Annotated in this window: 7 protein-coding genes; 5 read left to right on the plus strand and 2 right to left on the minus strand. The window is 40.8% G+C overall.

All coding sequences use genetic code 11. From position 1 onward, the window contains the following. Positions 1–122: 122 nt before the first annotated feature. From AAEZ02_RS18280 to hemN, 3 genes are all read left to right on the plus strand, one after another. Positions 123–1,709 carry a metal transporter gene (locus AAEZ02_RS18280; RefSeq protein ID WP_124012947.1) on the plus strand — a complete coding sequence of 529 codons (1,587 nt, stop codon included), beginning with the start codon at positions 123–125 and terminating at the stop codon, positions 1,707–1,709. A 56-nt stretch (positions 1,710–1,765) separates the two neighbouring features. Continuing rightward, on the plus strand, positions 1,766–2,515 hold the full coding sequence (locus AAEZ02_RS18285) for an NRDE family protein (protein WP_101033497.1): 750 nt from the start codon (positions 1,766–1,768) through the stop codon (positions 2,513–2,515). Positions 2,516–2,703: 188 nt separating this feature from the next. Further along, a complete protein-coding gene (gene hemN / locus AAEZ02_RS18290; protein WP_101033495.1) occupies positions 2,704–4,080 on the plus strand; it encodes an oxygen-independent coproporphyrinogen III oxidase in 1,377 nt (458 codons plus the stop codon). A gap of 101 nt (positions 4,081–4,181) precedes the next feature. Here hemN and add read toward each other — a convergent pair whose 3' ends face one another. Further along, entirely contained in the window at positions 4,182–5,177 is a 996-nt protein-coding gene (gene add / locus AAEZ02_RS18295) for an adenosine deaminase (protein ID WP_124012946.1), read from the minus strand. 214 nt (positions 5,178–5,391) lie between these two features. On the opposite strand from add, the gene AAEZ02_RS18300 reads away from it, so the two are divergent. Then, positions 5,392–7,197 (plus strand): DUF885 domain-containing protein, encoded by a 1,806-nt coding sequence (locus AAEZ02_RS18300; protein WP_124012945.1) that lies wholly within the window; start codon positions 5,392–5,394, stop codon positions 7,195–7,197. Positions 7,198–7,260: 63 nt separating this feature from the next. Continuing rightward, positions 7,261–8,229 carry an alpha/beta fold hydrolase gene (locus AAEZ02_RS18305; protein WP_124012944.1) on the plus strand — a complete coding sequence of 323 codons (969 nt, stop codon included), beginning with the start codon at positions 7,261–7,263 and terminating at the stop codon, positions 8,227–8,229. On the opposite strand, the gene AAEZ02_RS18310 is transcribed toward AAEZ02_RS18305, so the two are convergent. Next, positions 8,201–10,684, minus strand: a complete 2,484-nt coding sequence (locus AAEZ02_RS18310; RefSeq protein ID WP_124012943.1) for a putative bifunctional diguanylate cyclase/phosphodiesterase — start codon at positions 10,682–10,684, stop codon at positions 8,201–8,203. The genes AAEZ02_RS18305 and AAEZ02_RS18310 overlap by 29 nt on opposite strands. Positions 10,685–11,028: the final 344 nt, after the last annotated feature.

Below are 11,028 nucleotides of genomic sequence, written 5' to 3' on the forward strand. Positions count from 1 at the left end.
ATGACTCGATCTATATTCACAACTAACCAAGTGTAATTTTTTCAGCTTGAAATATTCACACACTACAATACTGGTTTAGAATGTTATACTGCGTTGTTTTTTTCGATTGATTTCTGGATAACATGCTCTATCTAATCGCTAGCTGTATTGCATTACTGTTTGGGCCTCTTTTTTACCGCTTCTTCTCATCAGGTAGTGGACTTCAAAAGGGCTTAGATGGATTTATTTTCGTCTCCCTTGGCGGACTAGTCCTCATTCATATTTTGCCGGAACTATTGGAGCATGGTGGGTTTATCACGCTATTGTTTGTCATGCTTGGCGTTTGGGGCCCTACGGCCAGTGAAAAGCTGTTTCATCGATATTCAGAGATCACTCACAACATCACCCTCACATTAGGTATTGGCGGACTGCTGCTGCATACCATGACTGACGGTGGAGCCATGGTCTTGGCACAACAAGAAGGTAATTCGGCACTCCTTGCTTTAGGCGTGATCATGCATCGCTTACCTGTTGGTGTCGCTATTTGGTGGTTACTCAAGCCTCAAGTTGGCACTCGGTGGGCTAGTGTGGTTTTAGTTGCCATGATGATATTAACCAGTGTCGGTTACTTTGCTGGCGAGCATTTATTGACTCAATTAAGCCTTGAAAACACCGTTTACTTGCAAGCCTTTGTTACGGGTTCAATTTTACATGTGGTGTTACATCAGCCTCACGGCCACCAAGATGAAGATAAACAGGGCCAATATCAGTATCAGGCAGGTATCGGCAGCTTACTTGGTCTAGGACTATTGGCTTTATTACTCCTCATGGACACCGGCGGCCACGAACATGCTCATCAAAATCATGGTTCAGAACAATTCGTTAGTTGGTTACTGACAATTTCACCTATTTTATTAGGCAGTTACTTTATTGCTACAGCTCGGTTCGCATCAGGATTACGACCATCTCATTCCTCCTTAGGGCTGCGTTGGTTACAGCGTTTAGCTGGACCAGAAGCATTATTAATTACCTTATTACTGTTAGGCCCTTGGTTTGCGCTTTACCAAGCGCTGGGGTTATTGACCATTGGGGCACTAATGACCCTGACGCAAGTGGATCTGACGGACCCGCATCCAACCTTATCTGAGTCACCATGGCATTTTGGTTTTAGCCAATTAGTCGACCGCAGTGCACCATGGATTATCCTCAGCTTAGTATTGGCAAACCTCATCGGTCATCCATCGGTTCCGTTACAAAACCCTGCATTGCAAGTGTTTATTTTACTCTTAGTCTTTTTACCGATGCGTTTTTGTAATTTAGGCACGGTGATTTTAGCCCTTGCTTTGGCTTACAGTGGTTGGAGCCAAATTGCAGTGGCCTTTACCTTATTGGCCGCACCCGTACTCAGTATTAGCCAATTGAAGTTAATGAATTGGAAACAAGGACTCATGTTAGGCGGTATTTTACTTGTAGGGCTAATGGTGGCAGATCAATTACCCCTGAGCTCGTCATTAACATTACAACTGCCTGATTCAGCTAATATTATTGGCTTAGTGGCGATCGTTTTATTGTTTGGCGCCAGCTTACTTCGACTTGGACCTCGAGATTTTTTAAGCCGTTTGATGATTAACTTAAAATCAGCACCACATACCCATGATCAAGACCATCACTCAGACACCCAGGGCTCACATCATCACGACTCAGCTTCGACACATAAACATCATCATTAATCAGGATCTATGAACTAGGTTATGATGATGGTGTCGACATATTTAAAGGGGCAGCTATGTGTATTTTATTTATTGCCGTTGAGGCGCATCCAGATTATCCCTTAATCGTCTGTGCCAATCGCGATGAATTTCATCACCGAGCAACCGAACCCGCCTATCGTTGGGCAACCATGCCAGCTATTATCGCAGGACAAGATAAACAAGCCGGCGGAACATGGATTGGGGTCAATGAACAAGGTCAATTTGCTGGGTTAACTAATATTCGTTCAATCGAACAACAAGATGGCGTTCGCAGTCGCGGTGAATTAGTCGTTGATGCACTCACAAAACATCATATCAATAGCCAATGGCTCATTGAACATGCAGACAATTACAATCCGTTTAATTTAGTTTTCGAACAACACCAACAACTCTTTTGCTTTAACAGTAAGATGTTAACCACGACTCGGCTTACTTCAGGTTTTCACGCCGTGAGCAACGGGGCATTAGATGATATATGGCCTAAGATGGCTAAAGGTCAACAGCAGCTTCAAAACTATATCAACCAGATGCAATCACCTTGCATAGACCAATTACTGGCGATCATGCGGGATACCTCGCAACCAAGGGATCAAGATTTACCTCAAACGGGCATTAGCCTTGAATGGGAGCGTCGACTGTCCTCTATTTTTATCCAACATGAAGCATACGGCACTCGTTCAACCAGCATTGTATTAAAACACCGCAGTGGTAACGTGCAATTTACTGAAGTGAGATACGATGGTAAGGCACGTAATTTAGGGACTCAACATATTAATCTTGCCTAAAAAATCTACTTTGTCTGAAATACAAACCGTGATCTGTTGCACAGTCTGGTCATTATCCCATATCAGCTATCGCTAAACTTCACTCGTCGCCATAAGCAACATTCATTTTTACAACCTAGATCAAGGTTATTTGATTACGAACATTGCATACTTCGTATGTTGCTAATTTACCCATTGGAGGACACGCCTTGAAGCAGCCCACTCAGATTAGTTGGGATCAGTCGATGATCGAAAAATACAATTACAGCGGTCCCCGTTATACTTCTTACCCGACCGCACTAGAATTTGACGATGCCTTTACTGAGCAAAATTTACTGACATCAATTAAAAATAGTAAATCAGACAAACTGTCGCTTTATGTACATATTCCATTTTGTGCCAAGCTTTGTTACTACTGTGGTTGTAATAAAATTATTACTCGTCACTCACACAAAGCCGACCAATACATTGAGTATCTGGCCACTGAAATTATTAAACGTGCCCCACTATTCAAAAATTACACGGTAACCCAAATGCATTGGGGTGGTGGTACACCTACGTTTTTAAGCCCAGAACAAATCCTTAAACTGAGCAAGCTAATTAAACAACACTTTAATTTTGCAGACGTTGGTGAATACTCTATTGAAGTCGACCCTCGAGAAATCGAGTTAAGTATGTTGGATACCTTAAAAGAAGCTGGGTTTAACCGAGTGTCTATTGGTGTGCAGGACTTTAATAAAGAAGTACAAATTGCCGTTAACCGCGAGCAAGACGAACAATTTATTTTCGACTTAATGGCTAGGGCAAAAGCACTAGGCTTTGTATCTACTAACGTCGATTTAATTTACGGCTTACCGCTGCAAACACCAGAAACGTTTGCTAAAACTATAGCCCGAATTATTGAGCTTTCACCCGATCGCTTATCTGTCTTTAACTATGCACATTTACCATCGCGTTTTGCTGCACAGCGTAAAATTAAAGAACATGATATGCCGGCTCCACAACAAAAATTAGATATGCTACGTCAAACAATAGAATCATTAACGGGTGCCGGTTATCAATTTATTGGTATGGACCACTTTGCCAAACCCAATGATGAGCTATCAAAATTACAAAACACCGGTAAATTACATCGTAATTTCCAAGGTTATACCACCCAAGAAGAATGTGACTTACTTGGATTAGGGGTGTCATCTATCAGCCAAATTGGCGACTGCTATGCCCAAAATCAAAAAGATATTCGTCCATATTACGAATCGATTGATGCCAATGGTCATGCATTATGGAAAGGTTGTAGCTTAAATCACGATGACGAAATTCGCCGTGCGGTGATTAAACAAATTATCTGTCATTTTGATTTAGACATGGACAAAATTGACCGTAAGTTTGCGATTAACTTCGAAGAATATTTTGTGGAAGATCTGAAATTATTACAAACCTTTATCAATGATAAACTGGTCGATATCACAGATCGCAAGTTAACAATAAGCCCGACCGGTCGACTACTTATTCGTAATATTTGCATGTGCTTTGATGTGTATTATCGCCAAAAAGCCCGTCAACAACAGTTTTCAAGAGTAATCTAAGCAACTGTTTATAAGCAATATAATATAAAAACAGCCAGCATTTGCTGGCTGTTTTTGTAAACTAATCTTATTAGACTGCTTTTATATCGTCGTTGACGCTACTACGCTTTTTTGGCATATAACGCTTTGCGGTCACTATCAGATATAAAGGCCATTTCAACACCATTACGTTGCAATGTCGCCAGCTGGCCATCACTTAGACCCATTTCAGATTTAACCACACGGTACTCGTGAGCAATATCAATCGCACTCACCCCTGGGTCGTCAGTATTGAGTCCAATCAATACCCCCGCATCCATAAACTTATGCAGTGGATGAACAGCATAATCTTTAACAGTAGAGGTATGTAAGTTGCTGGTTGGGCACGATTCTATCCCGATCCTGTGTTTGGCAAGATATTCCATCAATTTAGGATCCTGAATCGCATTCACGCCATGACCAATACGTGTCGCGCCTAATACATTAAGAGCTTGCCAAATACTTTCAGCCCCTGCCGCTTCACCAGCATGAGCGGTGATCTGTAATCCCGCATCTCGAACACGCTTAAAGTGTTCTGTAAACAAATCGCCAGGGAAACCGAGTTCATCTCCAGCTAAGTCCATCGCGACAATACTGTCACGGTGAGCGAGTATGCCTTCAAGCTCTAAACGGCATTTCTCTTGTCCAAAAGAACGCGACATAATACCAATTAGGTTAATGTTAATATCATGCTCTTTGACACCGGCACGCACACCATCGATAACGGCTTCAACAACGCCTTCAATGGCTAAATTATGATTCATCGCCATGTAATAAGGACTAAAGCGCAATTCAGCGTAATCTAACCCTTGCGATGCTGCATCGACAACATTCTCATAGGCAACACGTTTCACCGCGTCAAGATCGGCTAATACAGCAACCATCCAATCTAGTTTCTTCAAAAAATCCATTAGGTTGCTTTCTTTACCTTGGATTTGCACAAATGGCGCAAGCTCTTCTAGTGAATTAGCGGGTAATTGAATACCATGTTGATGGCCTAATTCCCAAATAGTCTTTACGTTAACATTACCGTCTAAGTGTCGATGTAAATCAACTAGCGGAATGGTTTTATCTATCATAATTAACCCCTATAAACTTACCCTGCCATTAGTTTAATTTTGTCGGTCAGAGAATCGTTTTCAGTTTAACATGTATTGAGACTAATTCTGATGAGCAATGTTTTTTCTGGAATCTATCACACCAAAAACTCATGCTAATTTGTGATGTGTTTTTTATGCTTAAATCGGGCATACTCTAATACTGACAAAAAGGTTAAATAATAAAGGACTATTAATGCGCTTGCTGATCCTACCGGCACTGATAATATTAACTTTATCGGCTTGTAATAGTGTTACCACGACTCAGATTGATAGCCGCGTCACTCGCCAACAAACGCAGATAGATCCCAATTTACAAGCGATTATAGACCAGAGTTGGGCAGTTAATTTAGCTTATTCACCGATGTTAGCAGCCAGTTTAGGTGACGCTTCTGCCGCAGGAATGCTTGACGATTTATCTGCTCAAACATTAGCGAAAAAATACCAACAGACCCTCGAAAATCTCAAAAAACTTAAACAGCTTGACCGAAAGCCGTTATCAAAATCCGATGTCATCAATGCTAAAATTTTGCAGGATCAGCTGCAAAATGAAGTCGACCTGTATCGTTTTCATGACCACTATTTACCTATAACGGCTGAAAGTGGTTTCCATGCATATATCGCATCGATTGCTAAAGCTCGCTTCAGTAGCGTTGAAGATTATCAGCACTATTTAGCTAAACTTAAACAATTACCACGCCATTTTACCCAGCAAATATATTGGCTCAAACAAGGCTTAGCCGCTGGTATCACCCCAGCAAAAGTCACCTTAAAGGGTTTTGAAGACAGCATTAGCGCTTTTATTGTTCCGGTTGAAACCAGCGGTTACTTTACGCCGTTTACCCATTACCCTGATCATTTTAGCGCGTCAGAAAAAGAATCGCTGACCCAACAAGGTCGAGCCACTGTAGCGCAAATCGTACTACCGCTGTATCAGCAGTTTTATGATTTTATGACTCAAGAATACATTCCTAATGCACGAATAAACATTGCCGCTTCCGCCTTGCCTGATGGCTCGGCTTTTTATCAAAACAGAGTTGAGTATTACACCACACTGCCAATGACCGCTGAAGAAGTCCATCAGCTTGGATTACAAGAAGTCGCTCGTATAAGAGCAGAAATGGAACAGGTTATTAAAGACGTTGGCTTTAAAGGCAGTTTTGCTGACTTTTTAACCTTTTTGCGCACCGATCCACAATTTTATCCTAAAACAGCTAATGAATTACTTAAAGAAGCGGCGTTTATTGCCAAAAAAGCCGATGCTATATTACCTAAATATTTTGGCAAATTACCACGGACGCCTTATGGCATTGAACCTGTACCTGCAGAAATAGCGCCAAAATACACAACGGGACGCTACTCAGGTTCAAACCGTGACGACGAGCCCGGCTATTATTGGGTGAACACCTACGCCTTAGATAAGCGACCGCTTTACGAGCTTGAAGCATTAACCTTACATGAAGCGGTTCCAGGGCATCATTTACAGATATCATTGAATAAAGAACTGACTAATTTACCCAACTTTCGGCGGTACAGTTATATCTCTGCGTTTGGTGAAGGTTGGGGCTTATATTCAGAATATTTAGGCGTAGAAGCCGGGTTTTATCAAGACCCCTACAGTAACTTTGGCCGCTTAACCTATGAAATGTGGCGTGCGGCCCGTTTAGTCGTCGACACTGGCATGCATGCTAAAGGTTGGAGCCGCCAACAAGCGATAGATTTTATGGCCAGCAATACAGCCCTTTCAATGCACAACGTCACCACAGAAATAGATCGTTATATTTCTTGGCCAGGCCAAGCACTGTCATACAAAATTGGTGAATTAACCATAAAACGCTTACGCGCTAAAGCAGAAAAATCATTAGGAAAAGATTTTGATATTAGACAGTTTCATGATGCCGTTTTAGAGAATGGCTCTATCCCGATGTCAGTACTAGAGCAAATGGTTGATGAGTTTATTGCTCGTCAACAAGCAATGGTAAAAGAAGCGAGCAGCGTGTAACAATATAGATGAACGCGTCGAAATTAAACACTATTTAAGATTATAACAAGCTGGCTTATAACAATGCATTACATGAAATTTTCATCCGAATTAAAGCTCAATACCAGTGATCAGCGACACTTTTGGCAACAAGTGCACCAATCGAGTTTCTGCACCCATAACGGAATAAAAATTGCTTATGCGATGATCCAACATCCTAATAATCAACGCGCAATAGTGATCAGTAATGGCAGGGTCGAATCCTATGTGAAGTATCAAGAATTGATATACGACTTATATCAACAAGGATTCAGCGTTTACGCTTTAGATCATCGAGGCCAAGGGCTGTCAGACAGACTCACCCATAATCCACATCAGGGTTATGTTGAGAAATTTACCGATTATACGGATGACTTTGCTCAATTTATTGATCAGGTCGTGCGCCCACAGCTGCATGAAGAGTTATTTATCATAGCTCACTCAATGGGTTGTACTATCGCGAGTGACTATCTAAATAAATACCCGCAAACGTTTGCTGCAGCAGTATTTTCAGCACCTATGTTTGCTATACGTCTACCTTTTGCTCAATCGGTTGTCCGTTGGTTAGCTCAAAAGCTCGATAATAATCGCATTGAAGCAGGCAAAGTACACAGTACCTTTGTGCTAGGTGGAACGCATTACCAACCAGATAGTTTTAAGCGTAACAAGCTCACTCATAGCCCATTTCGCTACCAGCACTATCGCAACGTATTCGAGGATACCACCGAGGTACAGTTAGGCTCACCGACCAATCATTGGTTGCTTGAAGCAATGAGCGCAGCACACAGATGTATCAACTATGCTAAACATAGCCAAACCCCAATACTCATCTTACAAGCAGAAAAAGACACTATTGTCTGTAATAAGGCGCAAAATCAAACATTAAGCACTCATTGTCATAAGGTGGTGATTGAAGGCGCATATCACGAAGTGTTTATCGAGAGCGATAGCATGCGTAATATTGCACTTTCTCATACTATCGATTTTATGGCACAACACTCAACGATAGCTTAGTGTTAATTAACTGAATAATATCGTCATGATCTAGTGGCCGACTAATGATATAACCTTGAAACCAAGTACACTTCGCCTGTGTCAGTAAGTTGAGTTGTTGCTTATTTTCAACCTGTTTAGCGACAACAGGGAAGTTCAATTTGGTCGCAAACTCAACTACAGCACTAACAATATTAAAGCTTTCGGGGTTATATTCTATATCTTCAAGATAAATAGCAGCTAACTTCACTTGTGAAAAGCCAATACCTTGCAGTTGATGAACGGCACAAGAACCACCGCCAAAATTGTCCATCGCAATATTGATACCGTATCGTTGTAGCTCGGAAATTTTGTTTTTTGCCACCTTAGCATTGACCACAAATATGTCTTCCGTTAGTTCAAATTGAAGTAATTTCGGTGATATTTGCGCAGCATTAATCCTGCTAATAATGACATTTACGAAATGATCTTGATGAAAGTGGCGCGAAGAAATATTTAATGACATTAATGGAATGGTTGCATTGGTTTGTTGAAGTAATTGTATCAACTCACAAACCTTATCTAATGCCCATAACTCTAGCTCGAAAATACAATCGGATAATTCAGCTGCAGCAATAAATTTACGTGGACTAATATAGCCATACTGAGGGTGATACCAACGCATCAAGGCTTCAACGCTATTAAGTTGTCCAGCCCGATCGACAACAGGTTGATACACCAATGACATCTGTTGGTTGTGAATAGCAACTTTTAGTTCATTTTGTAATTTAAAAGGTTGTACTTGATTCTGCTCAAACTCAGGTCGATAAATGGCGCAACCATTAGAGCGGCTGTCTTTTGCTTGCTCTAAAGCGCTATCAGCACGAGCCAATAGCACTTGAGGTTCTAATGACTCAATACCATCAAAAATCACTAAACCAATTCTGGCCGAAATAGACAAGTTTTGCTCTGAAATGGTATAACTACGACCAATTAGCTGCCTGACTTCACTTGCTAATGCTAGTGCACGCTTGTTTGCTTGATCGATTTCATTACCAAAGTTTTTGGCCAGAATAACGAATTCATCAGCCCCGAGGCGTGCAACTAAACCAGTACTAGAAAACGTAGCTGATAAGCGCGCTGCTATTTGCATTAACAATCTGTCACCAAGTTGGCGACCCAAAGCATCATTAATTAATTTAAAGTTATCTAAATTAATCATCAATAGCGCAGAGAATTGACCGGTCTTGCGGCTTAAAACCTGTGAATCATAGAGTTGATCGGCTAGTACATCACGATTAATTAAATCGGTAAGGCCATTATGACCTTGCTTATCATTAGCAACACGTTGGCTTTTAACATCACCAGAAACATCTGTAATGGTGCCGATAATCCGCGATGGCCGACCTAACTCATCCCACTCAACTATTTTTCCACGATCAAGAATCCAAATATAGCGGCCATCTTTATGACGCAACCGGTGAACGCTTTCATAATATTCATGTTGGTTACTGATGTAGTTCTGTAAAGTATTTAATACCTGTAGCTTATCACTAAGATGTAAACGAGATTCCCAAACAGAATAGTCATTATCAAGCTCGTAAGGTTGGTAGCCTAAGATGTCTTTCCAGCGATCAGAAACAAACACATCTCCAGTAGAAATACACCAATCCCAAATGCCATTTCGCGCGCCCTCAACCGCAAAAAGCCAACGTTGCTCAGCATCATTAAGCCGTTTCTTGCTTCGAGATAATCGACCATTAACCTGATTTAGATAATCACGTAAGTTAACCAGTTCGGTTGATGCACACATAATATCAGTGTTGAAATCCGGAGAATCAAGGTTTTTAGCTGCTTGGCTTAACTGAATTAACGGTCGTATCAGTAAGTAATGCAACATGAAGCAAAATAGTGACAAAAATAAAGCACCAATCCCCCAGATCTCAATAAAGCGCTTTAAGAGGCGATCAACCGATTCTGATAAGGTATTGGCAATGTCATATTCTAGATAAATTAGATCTACTGAATTTGAATAACTATATCGAGAACTAGCGTTTAAAGGATAATAAGCCTGTATGGATAATCGATCGAAATTGACCTTAAAGTAAGGTTTATTGTTGGCGATAACACTTCCGTGCAAATCAGCAGAATAGCCTTCCAATACGTTAGTAGCATTACTCTCACGCCAAATAATATGATTAGCGAATTGAATTTCACTAGCAGAATCAAGTATCACATACACCATCATATTTTGATCTGTTGAAACTAAAGCAACCTCCTGCTCTAACCGTTCAAAATCTTGCATCAATAAAGATGATTCAACCACGTGACGCATTCTAAATAAATCTTTCTGAATTTGCTCTGATTGTGTTGATGCAAGCTGATCTTTTAGCTCCGCATGCTCATAGAAATACTGTCCACATACCAAACCAAGGTAAAGGATAAAAATACACACAGGAACCAGTATAGTCAGAGAAAGATTCGGCAAACGAGGCAAAATAAACCCACCCAATGAAATATATGAAGATATGCTAGCGGTAATCTTATCAATAAGTAAAGACAGTTATGTCTCCTAATAGCACATACAATATAAAAACTTATTATTTATTAGTAGCTTTAAATCGATCTACACTCTACCCTGTTTGACTGGTAAGTGTAATTTTATTTACGCATATATAGCATATCTGATATATAGAAAGGATTTACTCACGCATGGGCATATTCGACAAACTGCTGTCCTGTTTTGGCTAGTAACAAACTCTACACCATAAATTGCAGCGAAGCTGTTAAATTGCAGACGTAAAAAAGCCCGCTATATAATAGCGGGCTGTTTCACTACTC

Source organism: Shewanella sp. T24-MNA-CIBAN-0130 (assembly GCF_040310185.1).
GTDB lineage: Bacteria > Pseudomonadota > Gammaproteobacteria > Enterobacterales > Shewanellaceae > Shewanella > Shewanella psychromarinicola.

What these genes read in the sequence shown, in the direction of transcription:
- AAEZ02_RS18285 (WP_101033497.1), top strand. Translation starts at nt 1,766, where the DNA reads ATGTGTATTTTATTTATTGCCGTTGAGGCGCATCCAGATTATCCCTTA.
- add (WP_124012946.1), bottom strand. Translation starts at nt 5,177, where the DNA reads ATGATAGATAAAACCATTCCGCTAGTTGATTTACATCGACACTTAGAC.
- AAEZ02_RS18280 (WP_124012947.1), top strand. Translation starts at nt 123, where the DNA reads ATGCTCTATCTAATCGCTAGCTGTATTGCATTACTGTTTGGGCCTCTT.
- AAEZ02_RS18305 (WP_124012944.1), top strand. Translation starts at nt 7,261, where the DNA reads ATGCATTACATGAAATTTTCATCCGAATTAAAGCTCAATACCAGTGAT.
- AAEZ02_RS18300 (WP_124012945.1), top strand. Translation starts at nt 5,392, where the DNA reads ATGCGCTTGCTGATCCTACCGGCACTGATAATATTAACTTTATCGGCT.